Annotated in this window: 14 protein-coding genes; 8 read left to right on the forward strand and 6 right to left on the reverse strand. The window is 72.5% G+C overall.

Annotated features, from left to right (window positions below; genetic code table 11):
* Positions 1-168 precede the first annotated feature (168 nt).
* On the reverse strand, positions 169-438 hold the full coding sequence (rpsT, locus tag AMK13_RS00635; protein WP_030309778.1) for a 30S ribosomal protein S20: 270 nt from the start codon (positions 436-438) through the stop codon (positions 169-171).
* Positions 439-767: 329 nt separating this feature from the next.
* On the opposite strand from rpsT, the gene lepA reads away from it, so the two are divergent.
* Entirely contained in the window at positions 768-2,636 is a 1,869-nt protein-coding gene (gene lepA / locus AMK13_RS00640; RefSeq protein WP_063780165.1) for a translation elongation factor 4, read from the forward strand.
* A gap of 85 nt (positions 2,637-2,721) precedes the next feature.
* Here lepA and AMK13_RS00645 read toward each other — a convergent pair whose 3' ends face one another.
* Both AMK13_RS00645 and AMK13_RS00650 read right to left on the reverse strand, forming a co-directional pair.
* Entirely contained in the window at positions 2,722-4,620 is a 1,899-nt protein-coding gene (locus AMK13_RS00645; protein WP_074001145.1) for an ABC transporter ATP-binding protein, read from the reverse strand.
* Positions 4,621-4,805: 185 nt separating this feature from the next.
* Positions 4,806-6,539, reverse strand: a complete 1,734-nt coding sequence (locus tag AMK13_RS00650) for an ABC transporter ATP-binding protein (protein ID WP_049651919.1) — start codon at positions 6,537-6,539, stop codon at positions 4,806-4,808.
* A gap of 310 nt (positions 6,540-6,849) precedes the next feature.
* On the opposite strand from AMK13_RS00650, the gene AMK13_RS00655 reads away from it, so the two are divergent.
* From AMK13_RS00655 to AMK13_RS00665, 3 genes are read left to right on the forward strand one after another with little or no spacing between them, the layout of a single operon-like run.
* The gene (locus tag AMK13_RS00655; protein ID WP_049651918.1) at positions 6,850-8,772 is read left to right on the forward strand and encodes an AMP-dependent synthetase/ligase; all 1,923 of its coding nucleotides are present in this window, start codon (positions 6,850-6,852) and stop codon (positions 8,770-8,772) included.
* 59 nt (positions 8,773-8,831) lie between these two features.
* Complete coding sequence (gene hemW / locus AMK13_RS00660; RefSeq protein ID WP_074000723.1) at positions 8,832-10,061, forward strand: radical SAM family heme chaperone HemW; 1,230 nt, start codon at positions 8,832-8,834, stop codon at positions 10,059-10,061.
* 41 nt (positions 10,062-10,102) lie between these two features.
* The gene (locus AMK13_RS00665; protein WP_074000724.1) at positions 10,103-10,660 is read left to right on the forward strand and encodes a Uma2 family endonuclease; all 558 of its coding nucleotides are present in this window, start codon (positions 10,103-10,105) and stop codon (positions 10,658-10,660) included.
* 217 nt (positions 10,661-10,877) lie between these two features.
* On the opposite strand, the gene AMK13_RS00670 is transcribed toward AMK13_RS00665, so the two are convergent.
* From AMK13_RS00670 to htpX, 3 genes are read right to left on the reverse strand one after another with little or no spacing between them, the layout of a single operon-like run.
* Positions 10,878-11,705, reverse strand: coding sequence for a DUF3097 domain-containing protein (locus AMK13_RS00670; protein ID WP_049651915.1), 828 nt, complete (start codon positions 11,703-11,705; stop codon positions 10,878-10,880).
* Between the two features lie 31 nt (positions 11,706-11,736).
* A complete protein-coding gene (gene pspAB / locus AMK13_RS00675) occupies positions 11,737-12,321 on the reverse strand; it encodes a PspA-associated protein PspAB (RefSeq protein ID WP_049651914.1) in 585 nt (194 codons plus the stop codon).
* A gap of 29 nt (positions 12,322-12,350) precedes the next feature.
* Entirely contained in the window at positions 12,351-13,271 is a 921-nt protein-coding gene (gene htpX / locus AMK13_RS00680; protein ID WP_049651913.1) for a zinc metalloprotease HtpX, read from the reverse strand.
* Between the two features lie 287 nt (positions 13,272-13,558).
* Between htpX and hrcA the strand changes: the two genes are divergently transcribed.
* The 4 genes from hrcA to AMK13_RS00700 all read left to right on the forward strand — a co-directional run bounded on the left by hrcA (position 13,559) and on the right by AMK13_RS00700 (position 20,037).
* Positions 13,559-14,593: a heat-inducible transcriptional repressor HrcA gene (gene hrcA, locus AMK13_RS00685; protein WP_049651912.1), complete on the forward strand. Its 1,035-nt coding sequence runs from the start codon at positions 13,559-13,561 to the stop codon at positions 14,591-14,593.
* A gap of 75 nt (positions 14,594-14,668) precedes the next feature.
* Positions 14,669-15,805, forward strand: a complete 1,137-nt coding sequence (gene dnaJ, locus AMK13_RS00690) for a molecular chaperone DnaJ (protein WP_049651911.1) — start codon at positions 14,669-14,671, stop codon at positions 15,803-15,805.
* Positions 15,806-15,892: 87 nt separating this feature from the next.
* On the forward strand, positions 15,893-16,642 hold the full coding sequence (locus AMK13_RS00695; RefSeq protein ID WP_074000725.1) for a 16S rRNA (uracil(1498)-N(3))-methyltransferase: 750 nt from the start codon (positions 15,893-15,895) through the stop codon (positions 16,640-16,642).
* 152 nt (positions 16,643-16,794) lie between these two features.
* Entirely contained in the window at positions 16,795-20,037 is a 3,243-nt protein-coding gene (locus AMK13_RS00700; RefSeq protein WP_074000726.1) for a S41 family peptidase, read from the forward strand.
* Positions 20,038-20,167 lie beyond the last annotated feature (130 nt).

The following is a 20,167-nucleotide window of genomic DNA, read 5'->3' on the forward strand; positions in this document are numbered from 1 at the left end:
GCAGCGGCCTCGGGGAGAGGCCGGCTGCGACGCCTGTCGCACTGCTTCTGTTGCACCGCACCCGCGTGGCGAACGCAGGCCGCGTGCGGTGCGAGTCTTGCGCGCCTCGGGGGGCCGGGTAGAGGGCCGGGTCGCTCCGAAGCGGTGGGGGTCGAAGACCCCGGGGCGTCAGGCCTGGACGGCGGTGTTGACGCGCTTGGTGATGGCCGACTTCTTGTTGGCGGCCTGGTTGGCGTGGATGACGCCCTTGCTCACGGCCTTGTCCAGCGCCTTGGAGGCGGCGCGGGCCAGCTCGGTGGCCTTCTCGGTCTCGCCGGCGGCAGCGGCCTCACGGGCCTTGCGCAGAGCGGTCTTCAGCGAGGACTTGACGGCCTTGTTGCGCAGGCGCGCCTTCTCGTTGGTCTTGTTGCGCTTGATCTGGGACTTGATGTTCGCCACGAAGGAGCCTCAGTCTTGTCTAAGGATTTGAACGGGTTCGCACCCGGTGGCCGTCGGACCAGCTGAGAGGGCATGCCGAGGCCGGGTGCAGCAGCCCACGCTACCAGGGGCCCGCTGCCCGCCCCAAACCCGGGCGCCCGCGAGGGCCGCCCCGACCGCTCGCGAGGGCGGCCCCGGACGGCCCCGGGTGCCCGAACGGCGGCCCGCCCCGCGGTCGTGGGAAGATGGCAGGGACTATTTCGATCGGACGAGCCCGTCCGGTCCCCGGGAAACCGGTCAGCGATGACCCGGACACCCCCGGCCCCGGACCAACGGAGAATCGGACCAAGGTGCCCGCGACCCCCAGCAATGTGCCAGAGCCCAGCCGTACCGACCCGGCGCTGATCCGCAACTTCTGCATCATCGCCCACATCGACCACGGCAAGTCGACGCTCGCAGACCGGATGCTGCAGATCACCGGCGTCGTCGACCCCCGGCAGATGCGCGCCCAGTACCTCGACCGCATGGACATCGAGCGTGAGCGCGGCATCACCATCAAGTCGCAGGCGGTCCGCCTTCCGTGGGCGCCGAAGACCGGTCCGAACGCCGGGACGACGCACATCCTCAACATGATCGACACCCCCGGCCACGTGGACTTCACGTACGAGGTGTCCCGCTCCCTCGCCGCGTGCGAGGGCACCATCCTGGTGGTCGACGCGGCCCAGGGCATCGAGGCGCAGACCCTCGCCAACCTGTACCTGGCGCTGGAGAACGACCTCACGATCGTCCCGGTCCTCAACAAGATCGACCTGCCGGCCGCCCAGCCGGAGAAGTACGCGGCCGAGATCGCCCACATCATCGGCTGCGACCCCTCCGACGTGCTCCAGGTCAGCGCCAAGACCGGCCTGGGCGTCGAGGACCTGCTGGACCACATCGTCAACACCGTCCCGGCCCCGGTCGGCGTCAAGGACGCCCCGGCCCGCGCGATGATCTTCGACTCGGTGTACGACTCCTACCGCGGCGTGGTCACCTACGTCCGTGTGGTGGACGGGCAGCTCACCAAGCGCGAGCGGATCTCGATGATGTCCACCGGCGCGACCCACGAGCTGCTGGAGATCGGCGTCATCTCGCCCGAGCCGAAGGTCGCCGACGGCCTCGGCGTCGGCGAGGTGGGCTACATCATCACCGGTGTGAAGGACGTCCGGCAGTCCAAGGTCGGTGACACGATCACCTCGATGCACAAGGGCGCCACCGAGGCGCTGGGCGGCTACAAGGACCCGCGCCCGATGGTGTTCTCCGGCCTCTACCCGCTGGACGGCTCGGACTACCCGCTGCTGCGCGACGCCCTCGACAAGCTGCGGCTCAACGACGCCGCGCTGGTGTACGAGCCGGAGACCTCGGTCGCGCTCGGCTTCGGCTACCGCTGCGGCTTCCTCGGCCTGCTGCACCTGGAGATCATCCGGGAGCGCCTGGAGCGCGAGTTCAACCTCGACCTGATCTCCACCGCCCCGAACGTGGTCTACCGGGTGGTCATGGAGGACGGCACCGAGCACACCGTCACCAACCCGAGCGAGTTCCCGACCGGCAAGATCGCCGAGGTGTTCGAGCCGGTGGTGCGCGGCACCATCCTCGCGCCCAACGAGTTCGTCGGCGCGATCATGGAGCTCTGCCAGTCCCGCCGCGGCAACCTCCAGGGCATGGACTACCTGTCCGAGGACCGGGTCGAGCTGCGCTACACCCTGCCGCTCGCGGAGATCGTCTTCGACTTCTTCGACCAGCTGAAGTCCAAGACCCGCGGCTACGCCTCGCTGGACTACGAGCCCATCGGCGAGCAGTCCGCCCAGCTGGTGAAGGTCGACATCCTGCTGCACGGCGACGCGGTGGACGCCTTCTCCGCGATCGTCCACAAGGACAAGGCCTACGGCTACGGCGTGATGATGGCGGGCAAGCTCCAGAAGCTCATCCCCCGCCAGCAGTTCGAGGTGCCGATCCAGGCGGCCATCGGCTCCCGGGTGATCGCCCGTGAGACGGTCCGCGCGATCCGCAAGGACGTCCTCGCCAAGTGCTACGGCGGTGACATCTCCCGTAAGCGGAAGCTGCTGGAGAAGCAGAAGGAAGGCAAGAAGCGGATGAAGATGGTCGGCCGCGTGGAGGTCCCGCAGGAGGCCTTCATCGCCGCGCTGTCCACCGACGCCGAGGCGCCGAAGGAGAAGAAGTAACGGCGGCAGGCGTTCGGAGACGCGGGAAGGGCCCGGGCACCAGCCCGGGCCCTTCCCGCGTTCTCCGACGGTCTTCGGGGGAGTGTCAGTCCACCTCGGCCACGGCCTCGGCGAACTGCGCCTGGTAGAGCCGGGCGTAGGCGCCGTCGGCGGCGATCAGGTGGTCGTGCGAGCCCTGCTCGACGATCGAGCCGTTCTCCATCACCAGGATCACGTCGGCGTCCCGGATGGTGGAGAGCCGGTGGGCGATGACGAAGCTGGTGCGGCCGGTGCGCAGCCGGGCCATGGCCCGCTGGATCAGCACCTCGGTGCGGGTGTCGACGGAGCTGGTCGCCTCGTCCAGGACCAGGATGGACGGCTGGGCGAGGAACGCCCGGGCGATGGTGATCAGCTGCTTCTCGCCGGCGCTGACGTTGGTGCCCTCGTCGTCGATGACGGTGTCGTAGCCGTCCGGCAGGGTGCGCACGAAGCGGTCGACGTGGGCGGCCCTGGCGGCCTCGACGACCTGGTCGCGGGTGGCCGACTCGGCGCCGTAGGCGATGTTGTCGGCGATGCTGCCGCCGAACAGCCAGGTGTCCTGGAGCACCATGCCGATGCCGGAGCGCAGTTCCTCGCGGGACATCGCGGCGATGTCCACGCCGTCGAGGGTGATCCGTCCGGAGCTGACCTCGTAGAACCGCATCAGCAGGTTGACCAGGGTGGTCTTGCCGGCGCCGGTGGGGCCGACGATGGCGACGGTCTGGCCGGGCTCGACCTTGAGCGAGAGGTCGTCGATGAGCGGCTTCTCGGGGTCGTAGCGGAAGGACACGTCCTGGAAGGCGACCCGGCCGCGCACCACGTCGGGCCGTTCCGGCATGGCCGGTTCGGCGCTCTGCTCGGGGGCGTCCAGCAGCTCGAAGACGCGCTCGGCGGAGGCGACGCCGGACTGCACCAGGTTGGCCATGCTGGCGACCTGGGTGAGCGGCTGGCTGAACTGCCGCGAGTACTGGATGAACGCCTGGACGTCACCGATGGACAGCGCGCCGCTGGCGACCCGCAGACCGCCGACGACGGCGACCAGCACGTACTGGAGGTTGCCGATCAGCATCATCGCGGGCTGGATGATGCCGGAGATGAACTGGGCCTTGAAGCTGGCGTGGTAGAGCGCCTCGTTGTGCTCCCGGAAGGTCTCCGCGGACTCGTGCTGGCGCCCGAACACCTTGACCAGGGTGTGGCCGGTGTACATCTCCTCGATGTGGGCGTTCAGTTGGCCGGTGGACTTCCACTGCTGGACGAACTGCGGCTGGGCCCGCTTGCCGACCCTGGTGGCGACGACGACCGAGACGGGCACCGAGACCAGGGCGATCACGGCGAGCAGCGGGGAGATCCAGAACATCATCGCGAGCACGCCGACCACGGTGAGCAGCGAGTTGACGACCTGTCCCATGGTCTGCTGCATGGACTGGCCGATGTTGTCGATGTCGTTGGTGACCCGGCTGAGCACCTCGCCGCGCGGCTGCTTGTCGAAGTAGCTGAGCGGCAGCCGGGCGAGCTTGGCCTCGACGTCCTGGCGCAGCCGGTAGCTCGCGGCCTGGATGGCCCGGGTGGCGAGCCGGCCCTGGAAGATGCCGAAGACGGCGGAGGCGAGGTAGATGCCGAGCACCCAGAGCAGGACGGTGCCGATGGCGCCGAAGTCCATGCCCTGGCCGGGGGTGAAGTGGACGGCGGAGAGCAGGTCGGCGACGCCGCCCTCGCCGTGGGCGCGCAGCCCGTCGATGACCTGGTCCTTGGACATCCCGGCCTGGAAGCGGGCGCCGACGACACCGGCGAAGATCAGGTCGGTGGCGTCGCCGAGGATCTTGGGGCCGATGACGGCGCAGCCGATGCCGAGCACGCCGAGGACCAGGACGCCGATCAGGGTGTTGCGTTCGGGGCGCAGCAGGCCGAGGACGCGCTTGCCGGAGCCCTTGAAGTCCATGGACTTCTCGGTGCCCTGGCCGCCCATGAAGCGGCCGGGGCCGGCCGGGCCGCGGCGGGCGGCGGCGGCCTGGGAGTCGCTGGGCAGTTCGGCGTCCTTGGCGGCGTCCGTCGGGGCGCCGTTCGCCGGGGCGCCGTCCACCGGGGCGTCCTCGGGAGCGGCGCCTCTCGGGGCGGGCCCCTTGGTCAGGTCGGGCTTGTTGCCGGGCGTGGTCACGCCGCCTCCTGCTCGGTGAGCTGGGAGAGCACGATCTCCCGGTACGTCGGGTTGTCGGCCATCAGCTCGTGGTGGGTCCCACTGCCGACGACGGCGCCCTCGTCGAGGACGATGATCCGGTCGGCGTCGCGGATGGTGGACACCCGCTGGGCGACGATCAGGACGGTGGCGTCGGAGGTCTCGCGGGCGAGGGCCTTGCGGAGCCGGGCGTCGGTGGCGTAGTCGAGCGCGGAGAAGGAGTCGTCGAAGAGGTAGACGGAGGGCCGGCGGACCAGGGTCCGGGCGATGGCCAGGCGTTGGCGCTGGCCGCCGGAGACGTTGCCGCCGCCCTGGGCGATGGGGGCGTCCAGGCCTTCGGGCAGCTTCTCGACGAACTCCTTGGCCTGGGCGATCTCCAGGGCGTGCCAGAGCTCCTCGTCGGTGGCGTCGGGCCGGCCGTAGCGGAGGTTGCTGGCGACGGTCCCGGAGAAGAGGTAGGGCTTCTGCGGGACGATGCCGACGCTCTCGGCGATCGCGGCGGGGGCGAGTTCGCGGACGTCGACGCCGTCGAGCAGGACCCGGCCGGAGGTGACGTCGAAGAGCCGGGGGACGAGGCCGAGCAGGGTGGACTTGCCGCTGCCGGTGGAGCCGATGATGGCGGTGGTCTGGCCGGGGCCGGCGGTGAGGTCGATGCCGCGCAGCACCGAGGCCTCGGCGCCGGGGTAGCGGAAGTCGACGCCGCGCAGTTCCAGGGTGCCGCGGTGCGGGACCTCGGTGACGGGGGCGGCGGGCGGGACGACGCTGCTGTCGGTGCCGAGGACCTCCTGGATGCGCTCGGCGCAGACCTCGGCGCGCGGCACCATCATGAACATGAAGGTGGCCATCATGACGCTCATCAGGATCTGCATCAGGTAGGAGAGGAACGCGGTGAGCGCGCCGATCTGCATGGCGCCGCTGTCGATGCGGTGGGCGCCGAACCAGAGCACGGCGACGCTGGAGACGTTCACCACCAGCATGACGGCGGGGAACATGATGGACATCAGCCGGCCGACCTGGCGGGAGACCTGGGTGAGGTCCTCGTTGGCGTCGGCGAAGCGGGCCTGCTCCTGGTCGTCCTTGACGAAGGCGCGGATGACCCGGATGCCGGTGATCTGCTCGCGCAGGACCCGGTTCACGGTGTCGATCCGTACCTGCATGCTGCGGAACCTGGGGCGCAGCGCGCGGACCAGCAGGACCACGACGACGCCGAGCACGGGGATGACGGCGAGCAGCAGGCCGGACAGCGGGACGTCCTGGTTGAGCGCCATGATGATGCCGCCGACGCACATGATCGGCGCGGCGACCATGAGCGTGAAGCTCATCAGGGCGAGCATCTGGACCTGCTGGACGTCGTTGGTGGTGCGGGTGATCAGCGAGGGGGCGCCGAACTGGCCGACCTCGCGGGCGGAGAAGCTCTGCACCCGGTCGAAGACGGCGGCGCGGACGTCCCGGCCGAAGGCCATCGCGGTGCGGGCGCCGTAGTAGACCGCGCCGATGGAGCAGAGGGCCTGGAGGACGGTGACCGCGATCATCACCCCGCCGACGCGCAGGATGTAGCCGGTGTCGCCCTTGACCACGCCGTCGTCGATGATGTCGGCGTTGAGCGTCGGCAGGTAGAGCGCCGCGAGGGTGGACACCAGCTGGAGCAGCACCAGCAGGGTGATCGGTCGGGAGTACGGGCGCAGGTACGCCCTCAGCAGTCTGATCAGCACTAGCACACTCTTGTCGTCGCCGGTCGGGTTCGCACCCCAATTCTCGGTGTTCTGTAGCGTCGTACAGGTCATTCGGCGTCCGGGAGCCGGAGGTTTGCCGGGCCTTTGCCGAACGGCGGGGTGCGGCACCGGTCGCGCGGGGCCGTGCCGTCGGGCGCCGCCCCCTTACGGAATGACCGGTTTCCCCCTAGGCTGCTGATTGCCCCTTTGTTACTGACCGGTACCGCTCAGGTGAACCGGGGGCCCGGCGACCGCCCCCACGGACGCCGCGACAATCCCTCAGACGGCCACCCGCCACCGGAGGTCCTCGTTGAGTTCCGCGCAGTCCCTGATCGACTCCGGCAGGCCCGACCTCGTCGCCGGGCGCCCCGCCTCCGTCGCCCACCTGTTCCTGGAGCGGGTCGCCCTGACCCCGAACGCCGAGGCCTACCGCTACCCCTCGCCGGTGGACGAGCAGGCCGCCGACGGCGCGCCCGGCGCCGAGCAGTGGCGCTCGCTCACCTGGGCGCAGACCGCGGTCCGGGTCAAGGCGGTGGCCGCAGGCCTGATGGCACTCGGCATCCGGCCCGAGGACCGGGTGGCCCTGGCCTCCTCGACCCGCCTGGAGTGGATCGTCGCCGACCTCGGCGCCATGTGCGCGGGCGCCGCGATCACCACCGTCTACCCCAGCACCAACGCGGACGAGACCGCGTTCATCCTCTCCGACTCCGGCTCCCGGGCGCTGTTCGCCGAGAACGAGGCCCAACTGGCCAAGGCCGTCGGGCAGCTCGACCAGCTGCCCGAACTGCGCACCGTGATCCTCTTCGACGCGCCCGCCGAGGCCCCCGAGACCGGCGGCCTGGACCTGCTCACCCTCGCCGAGCTGGAGGAGCGCGGCACCCGGTACCTGGCGGAGCACCCGGACGCGGTGGAGAAGGCCGTCGACGGGCTCGGCAAGGAGCAGCTGGCCACCCTCATCTACACCTCCGGCACCACCGGCCGCCCCAAGGGCGTGCGCCTGGTGCACGACTGCTGGGCGTACGAGGGCCGGGCGCAGGAGGCCAGCGGCCTGCTGGGCCCCGACGACGTGCAGTTCATGTGGCTGCCGCTGTCCCACGTGTTCGGCAAGACGCTGATCTCCGGGCAGATCGCCACCGGGCACGTGATGGCGGTGGACGGCCGGGTGGACCGGATCATCCACAACCTGCCGGCGATCCGGCCGACCATCATGGCCTCCGCGCCGCGCATCTTCGAGAAGGTCTACAACGGCATCGCGGGCCGGGCCCGGGCCGAGGGCGGCGCCAAGTACAAGATCTTCCTGTGGGCGGCCAAGGTCGCCCGCGAGCACGCCCGGGCGGTCCAGCAGAGCCGCATCGCCACCGGCACCGAGAGCGCCCCGCTCGGCCTGCGGGTGCAGCACGCGCTGGCCGACAAACTGGTGTACGCGAAGATCCGGGCGGCCTTCGGCGGCCGGCTGCGCGGCGCGGTCTCCGGCAGCGCCGCGCTCGCCCCGGAGATCGGCTACTTCTTCATCGGCGCCGGGGTGCCGATCCTGGAGGGCTACGGCCTGAGCGAGACCAGCGCCGGCTCCTGCGTCAACCGGGCCGAGGACGTGCGGATCGGCACCGTGGGCCGCCCGCTGCCCGGCACCGAGGTGCGGATCGCCGAGGACGGCGAGATCCTGCTGCGCGGCCCCGGCGTCATGCGCGGCTACCACAACCTGCCGGAGAAGACCGCCGAGGTGCTGGAGCCGGACGGCTGGTTCCACACCGAGGACATCGGCGAGCTCAGCCCGGACGGCTTCCTGCGGATCACCGACCGCAAGAAGGACCTGTTCAAGACCTCCGGCGGCAAGTACGTGGCGCCCAGCGAGGTCGAGGGCAAGTTCAAGGCGGTCTGCCCGTTCGTCAGCAACATCCTGGTGATCGGCAACGGCCGCAACTACTGCACCGCGCTGATCGGCCTGGACGAGGCCGTCCTGCTGCCGTGGGCCGCCGAGCACGGCCTGGCCGGGAAGTCCTACGCCGAGCTGGCCGTCGAGCCGGCCGTCCACGAGCTGATCGAGGGCTTCGTCAAGCGGGTCAACGGCGACCTCCAGCGCTGGCAGACGATCAAGAAGTTCCACCTGCTGCCGCGCGACCTCGACATCGAGCACGGCGAGCTCACCCCGAGCCTGAAGATCAAGCGCCCGGTGGTCGAGCGGACCTACGCCGACGCGGTCACCGCCATGTACGCGGGCGCCAACGAGGCCTGACCGGCCCCGCCCCCGTACGGCCCGCCGGGTTCGGTCGGGCCGTACGGGACAATGGGCTCATGCCCTCCGCACTCCCCGACGGCGATCCGGTGCCGTCCGACGGTTCCCTGCCCGCACACGCCCTCGACGGGCTGGGCGACCGGCCGTTCGGCTTCTACCTGCACGTGCCGTACTGCGCCAGCCGCTGCGGCTACTGCGACTTCAACACCTACACCGCCACCGAGCTGCGCTCCTCCGGAGCCGTCGCCTCCCAGGAGACCTACGCGGACAACGTGGTCGCCGAGATCCGCCACGCCCGGAAGGTGCTGGGCTCCGCCGACCTGCCGGTGCACACCGTCTTCCTGGGCGGCGGCACCCCGACCCTGCTGCCCGCCCGCGACCTGGTCAAGATGCTCGCCGCGATCCGCGAGGAGTTCGGGCTCGCCGACGGCGCCGAGATCACCACCGAGGCCAACCCGGAGTCCGTCGACCCGGCGTACCTGGCCGAACTGCGCGAGGGCGGCTACAACCGGCTCTCCTTCGGCATGCAGAGCGCCCGCCCGCACGTCCTGAAGCTGCTCGACCGCCACCACACCCCGGGCCGCCCCGAGGCCTGCGTGGCCGAGGCCCGCGCGGCCGGCTTCGAACACGTCAACCTCGACCTCATCTACGGCACCCCGGGCGAGTCCGACGACGACTGGCGGGCCTCCCTGGACGCCGCCATCGGCGCCGGGCCCGACCACGTCTCCGCGTACTCGCTGATCGTCGAGGAGGGCACCCGGCTCGCCGCCCGCGTCAAGCGCGGCGAACTGCCGATGATCGACGACGACGTGCACGCCGACCGCTACCTGATCGCCGAGGAGGCGCTCGCCGCCGCCGGCTACTCCTGGTACGAGGTCTCCAACTGGGCCACCACCCCCGAGGGCCGCTGCCGCCACAACGAGCTCTACTGGACCGGCGGCGACTGGTGGGGCGCCGGCCCCGGCGCCCACAGCCACGTCGGCGGCGTCCGCTGGTGGAACGCCAAGCACCCCGCCGCCTACGCCCAAGCCCTCGCCGAGCACCGCACCCCGGCCCTGGCCCGCGAGGTGCTGGCCGACGAGGACCGCCGCGTCGAACGCATCCTGCTGGAGCTCCGCCTGGTCGACGGCATCCCCCTCGACCTCCTCACCGACACCGGCCGCGAGGCCGCCGACCGCCACCTCGCCGACGGCCTCCTCGCCCCCGGCCCCTACGCCCGGGGCCGCGCCACCCTCACCCTCCAGGGCCGCCTCCTGGCCGACGCCGTCGTACGTGACCTGGTGGACTGAGTGTCGTTAACGTGGGTGTCAGCCGTCGGAGGGAGCGCGCAGTGACCGCCATCGATGACCGGATGACGGGGATCTTCGAGAACCTGGAGGTCCCGGAAGGCTTCAAAGCCGAGCTCATCAGGGGGGAAATCGTGATGATGGCCGGGCCGGACCTGGTCCACAACATCATTGTCGAATCCATCCGGGACCAGATCCCGCGGGCTCGGTGGTACCGCTTGACCACGCAGGACATCGATCTTCCCGGGCTGACGAGCGAGCCCCAACCGGATCTCGTCGTCTTCGAGCGGGACGCCTTCGAGGGCCCCGGCCGCCTGGTCCCCGCGCCCGTCCTCACGTTGGTGGTCGAGGTCGTCTCCAAGACCAGTGTTCTCCGTGACTACCGGACCAAGCGGGAGCTGTACGCCGAGGGCGGGATTCCCGTGTACCTGGTCGTCGACCCGATCAAGGCGGTCTGCGTGCTCCTGGCCGAGCCGACCCGGGCGAGTGCCTCGGGACTGCCGGACTACAGGGTCGAGCGAACCGCCAAGTTCGGCGAGCCCATCCCGGTGGACCTGCTCGGCATCACACTGGACACCACGGAGTTCCAGACCTACTCCTGACGGTCGGCCTGACCTCCCGGAGCCGGCTGCTCGGCCGGCTCCGGGTAACCGATAGCGGCAAAGTCGATCCTGCCTTCGGTGACCATCGTGCGCATGCGGGCCAGAGCAGCGGTGCGGCGGTTCCGCATCGCCGTGTCGCAGTGCTCGTACGGCGGCCGGGACATGGCGACCTCCGGGGTGGGGTGAACTCCTGAAGAGGATATCCGCGTTTGCGGGATCACTCCGGCAGGGCCGTGAAGTCGATCAGTTCCTCGACCCGGCCCAGGAGTTCGGGCTCCAGGTCCTTGTAGGAGTCGACCTTCGAGAGGATGTGCTTCCAGGCCGCGGGGGTGTCCACCGGCCAGCCGAGGCGGCGGCAGGTGCCCTCCTTCCAGTCCTCGCCCCGAGGGACGGCGGGCCAGGCGGGGATGCCGACGGAGGAGGGCTTCACGGCCTGCCAGATGTCGATGTAGGGGTGGCCGACGACCAGCACCGAGTCGCCGGTGACCCGGGCGGCGATGCGGTGCTCCTTCGTGCCCGGGAGCAGGTGGTCGACCAGGACGCCGAGGCGGCGGCCGGGGCCGGGGGCGAAGTCGGCGACGATCGCGGGCAGGTCGTCGATGCCGCGCAGGTACTCGACGACCACGCCCTCGATCCGCAGGTCGTCGCCCCAGACCCGTTCGACCAGCTCCGCGTCGTGCCGGCCCTCGACGTAGATGCGGGACTCGCGGGCGACCCGGGCGCGGGCGCCGGGGACGGCGACGGAGCCGGAGGCGGTGCGGCCCGGGGTGCGGGCGGGGGCCGGGCCGGCCGGGCGGACCAGGGTGACGACCCGGCCCTCCAGCAGGAAGCCGCGCGGCACCAGGGGGAACACCCGGTGCTTGCCGAACCGGTCCTCCAGGGTGACGGTGAAGCCTTCGGCGGTCTTCTCGCAGCGCACCACGGCCCCGCAGTAGCCGGTCGCCGCCTCCTCGACCACCAGGTCCCGCTCGGCGGGCACCTCCGGGGCGGGCTGCTGCTTCTTCCACGGCGGGGTCAGGTCGGGTCCGTACTGGCGGCTGCGCATACGGGTGATCATAGGGAGGGCGGACGGCGCGTCAGAGGCCCGGCGCGCCCCAGACCGGGAACCAGCGGCTCAGGTCCTTCTCCAGCCGCAGGTCGTTCCCCAGCATCGCGTTGACCTGCAGTTCCAGCGGGCTGTCGCGCCGCTCCCCGCCGCCGGGCATCGGGGCGAAGGGGTAGAACGTCCCCCGCTTGTAGAGGTAGACGAGGGCCAGCGACCGCCCGTCCGGGTCGCGGAACCCGACGAGCGAGCAGAGCAGCTGCGGTCCGAAGCCGTTCGCCTCCAGTTCGCTGTTGACCGCGTGCAGGTCGTTGACCAGTTCGGGCAGTTCCTCGGGGCGGTGCCGGGCGAGCAGCCAGGAGTAGCCGTAGCCGTCCTTGGAGGCCTCCACGGGGACGCCGCCGCGCTCGGTGTCGGCGTCCAGCAGCGCCCGGACCTGCTGCTGGACCTGGACGAAGGCCGCGCCCTCGACGGCCGCGAAGCAGACCGAGCCGAGCCCGGTGGGGGTGAACCCGGCCCCGGCCTCCAGGGTGAGCGCGGCGGACGGCACGCCGAACAGCTGGTCGAGGTCGGGCTTGACGGGCTTGGTGCGGCCGAACAGGGCGTCCAGGATTCCCACGGCGGTCCTCTCGGGTCGAAAACTGAGGCTCAGCGGCCGAGCTGCTCGGAGATCTTCGCCAGCTGCTCCAGCCGCTTCTCCAGGCTCGGGTGGGTGGAGAACAGCTGCGAGGCGGCCTCCCGGGCGCTCAGCGCGGGGGCGAAGTAGAAGGCGTTGTACGGCTGGGCCTGGCGCAGGTCCTTGCTGGGGATGGCCGCGATCTGCCCGGTCACCTTGGTGAGCGCCGAGGCGAGGGCGCTGGGGTGCCCGGTGAGCTGGGCGGCGGCCCGGTCGGCGGCGAGTTCGCGGTAGCGGGACAGCAGCCGGGTGAGCAGGAAGCTGATCGCGTAGACGACGACCGACACCAGCGGGATGATCAGCGCCAGGACGGCCGCGTTCTGGTCGTTGTTGTTGCGCCCGCCGCCCATGAACCCGCCGTACATCGCGATCCGGGTCATCGCCCCGGCGAGGACGCCGAGGAAGCCGGCGATCGTCATCACCGCGACGTCCCGGTGGGCGACGTGCGACAGCTCGTGGGCGAGGACGCCCTCCAGTTCCTCGGGCTCCAGTCGGCGCAGCAGCCCGGTGGTCACGCAGACCACCGCGTTCTGCGGGTTGCGGCCGGTGGCGAAGGCGTTCGGCATGTCGTTGTCGGCGACCGCCACGCGCGGCTTGGGCATGTCGGCCAGGGCGCAGAGCCGGTCGATGGTGCCGTGCAGCTGGGGGAACTGCTCCGGGGACACCTGGCGGGCGCCCATCGCCCGTTCGGTGATCTTGTCGCTGAACCAGAACTGGGCCACGAACAGCCCGCCGGAGATCAGGACGATCAGTGGCCAGGCGCCGCGCAGCAGCGCGATCAGCAGGCCGGTGAAACCGACGTACAGCAGCCCGATCACGAACATCGTCGCGACCATGCGGCCGGTCAGGCCGCGGTCCGGCGCGAAACGGGTGTGCTGGCCCGAGCTCGACATCGCTTGCTCCTCCATTCGCCGTCGCTTTCGATGCTGCCACCCGGACGGCCTCCCGGCACCACCCCGGCGCCGGGAGGATCGAACCGCCGGGGCCCCGCGGGCCGTGAGCGGAACTGCGGGGAGGATCACCCCGGTCCGGCCGTTCCTGCCGTAGGACCCGGGCCTTACACTGGCAGGTACGGTTTTGGCACTCGCGTGTTCAGAGTGCCAGGGCAAGGGTCTTCGGAGCGGCCCGCAGCAGCAAGGGACACAGTCGGACAACGTGCGAAGACGGAGGTGCGTGCCCCATGGCCGGTGAGGTCCGCCAGCTGGACGAACGCAAGCTCGCCGTGCTCCGCGCGATCGTGCAGGACTACGTGGGCACCGAGGAGCCGGTCGGCTCCAAGGCCCTGGTGGAACGGCACAACCTCGGGGTCTCGCCGGCGACCGTCCGCAACGACATGGCGGCGCTGGAGGAGGAGGGCTACATCCACCAGCCGCACACCAGCGCCGGCCGCATCCCGACCGACAAGGGGTACCGCCTCTTCGTCGACAAGCTCGCCGAGATCAAGCCGATGAGCGCCCCCGAGCGCCGGGCCATCCGGCACTTCCTGGACGGCGCGGTCGACCTGGACGACGTGGTCGCGCGCACCGTGCGGCTGCTCGCCCAGCTGACCCGGCAGGTCGCGGTGGTGCAGTACCCCTCGCTGACGCGCTCCACCGTCCGGCACATCGAGCTGGTGGCGCTGGCCCCGGCCAAGGTGATGCTGGTGCTGATCACCAACACCGGCCGGGTCGAGCAGCGGATGGTCGACTGCCCGGGCCCGGTCGGCGAGACGGTGCTGGCGGACCTGCGGGCCCGGATCAACGCGAGGGCCGCCGGTCGGCGCCTCCCGGAGGTCCCGGGGCTGCTGGAGGAGCTGCCGGCGCAGTTCGAACCGGCCGAGCGGCCGACCGTCAGCACGGTCCTGGCGACCCTGTTCGAGACGCTCGCCGAGCAGAACGAGGAGCGGATCATGCTGGCCGGCACGGCCAACCTGACCCGCTTCGGGCACGACTTCCCGCTCAGCATCCAGCCGGTGCTGGAGGCCCTGGAGGAGCAGGTCGTCCTGCTCCGCCTCCTGGGTGAGACCGCGGACGCCGCGATGACGGTCCGGATCGGGCGGGAGAACACCTACGAGGGGCTGACTTCCACGTCCATCGTCTCGGTCGGCTACGGTTCGGGCGACGAGAGCGTGGCGAAACTGGGTGTGATCGGTCCGACCCGGATGGACTACCCGGGCACAATGGGGGCGGTGCGAGCGGTGGCGCGGTACGTGGGCCAGATCCTGGCCGAGTCCTAGCAAAGGCCGCCGTCGGAAATCCGACGGCGGTGACCAGTCGCAGCACTACTACAGGCGGAACAAGCGGAGCATTTGGTGGCCACGGACTACTACGCGGTACTCGGCGTCCGACGGGATGCGGGGCAGGACGAGATCAAGAAGGCGTTCCGGCGCCTGGCGCGCGAACTGCACCCGGACGTCAACCCGGACCCGAAGACGCAGGAGCGGTTCAAGGAGATCAACGCCGCTTACGAGGTGCTCTCCGATCCGCAGAAGCGCCAGGTCTACGACCTCGGCGGGGACCCGCTGTCCCCGGGCGGCGGCGCGGGCGGTTTCGGCGCCGGCGCGGCGGGCTTCGGCTTCTCCGACATCATGGACGCCTTCTTCGGCGCCGCGGCCGGCCAGCGCGGCCCGCGCTCGCGCACCCGCCGGGGCCAGGACGCCATGATCCGGCTGGAGATCACCCTGGAGGAGGCCGCTTTCGGCACCACCAAGGAGCTCCAGGTCGACACCGCCGTCACCTGCACCACGTGCAGCGGCGAGGGCGCGGCCCCCGGCACCTCGGCGCAGACCTGTGACATGTGCCGCGGCAAGGGTGAGGTCTCCCAGGTCACCCGGTCCTTCCTGGGCCAGGTCATGACCTCCCGCCCCTGCCCGCAGTGCCAGGGCTTCGGCACCGTCGTGCCGACCCCGTGCCCGGAGTGCGCCGGCGACGGCCGGGTGCGCGCCCGCCGCACGCTGACCGTCAAGATCCCGGCCGGTGTCGACAACGGCACCCGGATCCAGCTGGCCGGCGAGGGCGAGGTCGGCCCCGGCGGCGGCCCGGCCGGCGACCTGTACGTCGAGATCGCCGAGACCACCCACACGATCTTCCAGCGGCGCGGGGACGACCTGCACTGCACCGTCACCATCCCGATGACGGCGGCCGCGCTCGGCACCCAGGTGCCGCTGCAGACCCTGGACGGCCTGGAGGAGGTCGACATCCGGCCCGGCACCCAGTCCGGCCAGTCGATCCCGCTGCACGGCCGGGGCATCACCCACCTGCGCGGCGGCGGCCGGGGCGACCTGATAGTGCACGTCGAGGTGAAGACGCCCAGCAAGCTCGACCCCGAGCAGGAGGAGCTGCTGCGCCGCCTCGCGGTGCTGCGCGGCGAGGAGCGGCCGTCCGGCCAGTTCGCGCCGGGCCAGCAGGGCCTCTTCTCCCGGCTGAAGGACGCCTTCAACGGCCGGTAGCCGTCCGCGGAGGGGTGCCGGGGGCCAACGACCCCGGCACCCCTTTCGCGTGTCCGTCCCACTTCCGCACGAAAGAGGTTCCCCGTCATGACCGCGCCCGTCTTCGTCGTCGAGACCGAGCGGATCGCCGCCGCCGCGCCCGGGGCCGTGGTGCGCCTGGACGGCCCGGAGGGGCGGCACGCGGCCGCGGTGAAGCGGCTGGAGCCGGGCGAGGCGGTGACCCTGGCCGACGGGCTGGGGCTCGGCGTGGACGCCACGGTCGCCGAGGTGCTCGGCAAGGACGCGATCGACGTGCGGGTCGCCGCCGTGCGCCGCGAGCCGGAGCCCGCGCCGCGGATCGTCGTGGTCCAGGCGCTGCCCAAGGGCGACCGCGGCGAGCTGGCCGTGGAGACCATGACCGAGGTCGGCGTGGACGTGGTGATCCCGTGGGCCGCCTCGCGCTGCATCACCCAGTGGAAGGGCGAGCGCGGCGCCAAGGCGCTCGCCAAGTGGCGGGCCACCGCCCGGGAGGCGGGCAAGCAGTCCCGCCGGCTGCGCTTCCCCGAGGTCCGCGAGCCGATGACCACCAGGCAGCTGGCGCCCGTCCTGGCGGGGGCCGCGTTCGCCGCCGTGCTGCACGAGGAGGGCGCCGAACCGCTGGCGCACGCCGTGCTGCCGGAGGGCGGGGACATCGTCCTGGTGGTCGGCCCGGAGGGCGGGGTCTCCCCGGAGGAGCTGGCGGCCTTCGCCGGGGCGGGCGCCGGGCCGTACCGGCTGGGCCCCTCGGTGCTGCGCACCTCCACCGCCGGGGTGGCCGCCGGCGCGCTGCTGCTCGGGCGCACCGGCCGCTGGTCGTAGCACCCCGGGCGCACCCCCGGCAGGCCGTCGGCGCGCCCCTCGGCGCGCCCCCGTACACCCCGGCGGCGACCGCGGCACGGCCGCCCGCGGACGGCGCCGGGAGTCTGGGAAAAACGGCGCGGACGGTCCGTGTACCTGCCTAGGCTGGCCGGGTGACGGACTCCCAGAGCACCTCCCCGAACTCCTCGGCGGGCGCCTACCTTCGCCATCCCCACCTGCACGGCGACCTGCTCGCCTTCGTCGCCGAGGACGACCTCTGGCTCGCCCCGCTGGACGGCGGCCGGGCCTGGCGGCTGACGGCGGACCACCTGCCGGTCCACCACCCGAGGTTCTCCCCGGACGGGCGGCACCTCGCCTTCACCTCCACCCGGGACGGCGCCCCCGAGGTGCACGTGGTGCCGGTGGACGGCGGCCCCTCGCGCCGGCTCACCCACTGGGGCAGCCACCAGACCCGGGTGCTGGGCTGGACCGCCGACGGCCGTCCGATCGCCGCCACCGGGGCCGGCGAGGCCAGCTTGCGCCGCACCTGGGCGCACGCCGTGCCGCTGGACGGCGGCGAGCCGCAGCGGCTGCCGTACGGGCCGGTCGGCGGGCTCGCCTTCGAGCCGGGTGGTGACCGGGTGCTGCTGAGCAGTGTCAACGGCCGCGATCCGGCCTGGTGGAAGCGGTACCGGGGCGGGCGGGCCGGAAAGCTGTGGCTCGGCCGGGAGGAGTTCGCCCGGGTCCACGCGGAGCTGGACGGGCAGCTGGACTCCCCGCTGTGGGTCGGGGACCGGATCGCCTTCCTGTCCGACCACGAGGGCGTCGGCGAGCTGTGGTCCAGCCGCCCGGACGGCACCGACCTGCGCCGCCACACCACCGACCCGGACGGCTTCTACGCCCGGGGCGCCGGCACCGACGGCACCCGGGTGGTCTTCCACCGGGCCGGGGACCTCTGGCTGCTGGACGACCTGGCGGGCGCCGAACCGCGCCGGCTGGACGTCCGGCTGGCCGGCCCGCGGGCCGGGCGCCGCCCCCGCCCGGTGCCCGCCGCGCACTGGCTGGACTCCGTCGCCCCCGACCGCACCGGCCGGGGCAGCGCCGTGGTGGTGCGCGGCGGCGTGCACTGGCTGACCCACCGCGAGGGCCCGGCCCGGGTGCTGGACGAGACCCCGGGCGTGCGCGGGCGGCTGGCCCGGGTGGTGCCCGGCGAGGACGGCGCCCAGGGGGTGCTCTGGGTGTCCGACGCCGAGGGCGGGGACGCCCTGGAGTTCGCCCCCGACCTGCACGGCGCCGAGCGCCGCCGGCTGGCCGCGGGGCGGCTCGGCCGGGTCAACGCGCTGACGGTCTCCCCGGACGGCAAGCAGGCCGCGCTCGGCGCGCACGACGGCCGGGTGCTGCTGGTGACGCTCGCCGACGGCGCCGTGCACGAGCTGGACCGCAGCGCCGACGGCGAGCCCGGCACCCCGGCCTTCAGCCCGGACTCGGCCTGGCTGGCCTGGTCGCGCCCGGTGCGCGGGATGGGCCCGCACTCGCTGCGCCAGATCGTGCTGGCCGACCTGGCGACCCGGACGGTCGGCGAGGTCACCCAGCCGCGCTTCGTGGACACCTCGCCCTCCTTCACCGCGGACGGCCGCTACCTGGCCTTCCTGTCGGTGCGCAACTTCGACCCGGTCTACGACGCGCACGTCTTCGACCTGTCCTTCCCGAACGGCTGCCGCCCCCACCTGGTCACGCTGGCCGCCGACACGCCCTCCCCGTTCGGGCCGCAGCGGGCCGGGCGCCCGCTCGGCGGGGAGGAGGACGAGCCGAAGGCCCGGAAGGCGGACGGCGAGGCGGCCGCCGACGCCGCGCCGGTGACCAGGGTGGACCTGGACGGCATCGCCGACCGGATCATCCCCTTCCCGGTCGAGGGCGGCCGCTTCGAGGAGCTGGCCGCCGCGAAGGACGGCGTGCTCTGGACCAGGGCCCCGCTGACGGGCGAACTCGGCGACGAGGCCGCCTCGTTGGACGACGACCGGCCCCGTCCGGTGCTGGAGCGCTTCGACCTGCGCAAGCGCCGGGTCGAGCAGCTGGTGCACGGCGTGGACGACTTCTCGGTCAGCGCGGACGGCACCCGGGTCGCCGTGCTGGACCAGGGCGAGCTGAGGGTCGTCCCGGCGGACCACAAGGGCGGCGACGACGAGGAGGCCGCCGTCGACCTCGCCCGGCTGCGGATCACCGTCGACCCGGCCGCCGAGTGGCGGCAGATGTACGCCGAGAACGGCCGGCTGATGCGGGACAACTTCTGGCGCCCCGACCTCTCCGGCGTCGACTGGGACGGGGTGCTGGAGCGCTACCGGCCGCTGGTCGAGCGGGTCGGCTCGCACGACGAACTGGTCGACCTGCTCTGGGAGGTGCACGGCGAACTCGGCACCTCGCACGCCTACGTGATGCCGTACGGCCGGTACACCGAGCCCGCCCGGCGCCAGGGCCTGCTCGGCGCCGACCTCGTCCGGGACGGCGGGCACTGGCGGATCGGCCGGATCCTGCCCGGGGAGTCCTCCGACCCCAGGGCCCGCTCGCCGCTGGCCGCGCCCGGCGCGGCGATCCGCCCGGGCGACGCGGTGCTCGCCGTCAACGGCCGCCCGGTGGACCCGGTGACCGGCCCGGCCCCGCTGCTGGCCGGCACCGCCGGGCAGCCGGTCGAGCTGACGGTGGCCGGGAAGGACGGCACCGACCGGCGCCACCCGGTGGTCGTCCCGCTCGCCGACGAGGAGGCGCTGCGCTACCACGACTGGGTGGCCGGGCGGCGGGCCGCGGTGCGCGAGCTGTCCGGCGGGCGGCTGGGCTACCTGCACATCCCCGACATGCAGACGGCCGGCTGGGCCCAGCTGCACCGCGACCTGAGCACCGAGATGGCCCGGGAGGGCCTGGTCGTCGACGTCCGGGGGAACCGGGGCGGCCACACCTCGCAGCTGGTGATCGAGAAGCTGGCCCGCCGGATCATCGGCTGGGACGTCATCCGGGACACCGACCACCCGGTGCCCTACCCGGCGGACGCCCCGCGCGGCCCGGTGGTCGCGCTCGCCGACGAGTTCACCGGCTCGGACGGCGACGTGGTCAGCGCCGCCATCCAGGTGCTCGGCATCGGCCCGGTGGTCGGCACCCGCACCTGGGGCGGGGTGATCGGCATCGACAGCCGCTACCGGCTGGTCGACGGCACCCTCGTCACCCAGCCCAAGTACGCGCTGTGGCTGGAGAAGTACGGCTGGGGCCTGGAGAACCACGGCGTCGACCCGGACGTCGAGGTGCCGTTCGCCCCGCACCACTGGGCGGCCGGCGAGGACCCGCAGCTGTCCGAGGGGGTCCGGCTCGCCCTGGCGAAGCTCGCCGGGGCCCCGGCCCGCACCGCGCCGCCGCTGCCCTGGGCGTAGCGGCTCCGGGGCGGGACGCCGGCCGGTCCGGCGTCCCGCCCCGCGGGTGCGGCCCCGGGGCGCCGGAAGCGCCAGCAGGCCGTCGCCCGGCTCGGCTAGGCTGCGCCCGTACGGCCCCACCACCCGACAC

This window comes from Streptomyces sp. CB02056, from assembly GCF_001905545.1.
In the GTDB taxonomy this organism is placed as follows: domain Bacteria; phylum Actinomycetota; class Actinomycetes; order Streptomycetales; family Streptomycetaceae; genus Kitasatospora.

Bases quoted from the DNA above. Each gene is read 5' to 3' on its own strand.
- AMK13_RS00645 (WP_074001145.1), bottom strand. From the start codon at position 4,620: ATGGGCGGCCAGGGCACCGAGAAGTCCATGGACTTCAAGGGCTCCGGC.
- hemW (WP_074000723.1), top strand. From the start codon at position 8,832: ATGCCCTCCGCACTCCCCGACGGCGATCCGGTGCCGTCCGACGGTTCC.
- AMK13_RS00670 (WP_049651915.1), bottom strand. From the start codon at position 11,705: ATGCGCAGCCGCCAGTACGGACCCGACCTGACCCCGCCGTGGAAGAAG.
- htpX (WP_049651913.1), bottom strand. From the start codon at position 13,271: ATGTCGAGCTCGGGCCAGCACACCCGTTTCGCGCCGGACCGCGGCCTG.
- hrcA (WP_049651912.1), top strand. From the start codon at position 13,559: ATGGCCGGTGAGGTCCGCCAGCTGGACGAACGCAAGCTCGCCGTGCTC.
- AMK13_RS00695 (WP_074000725.1), top strand. From the start codon at position 15,893: ATGACCGCGCCCGTCTTCGTCGTCGAGACCGAGCGGATCGCCGCCGCC.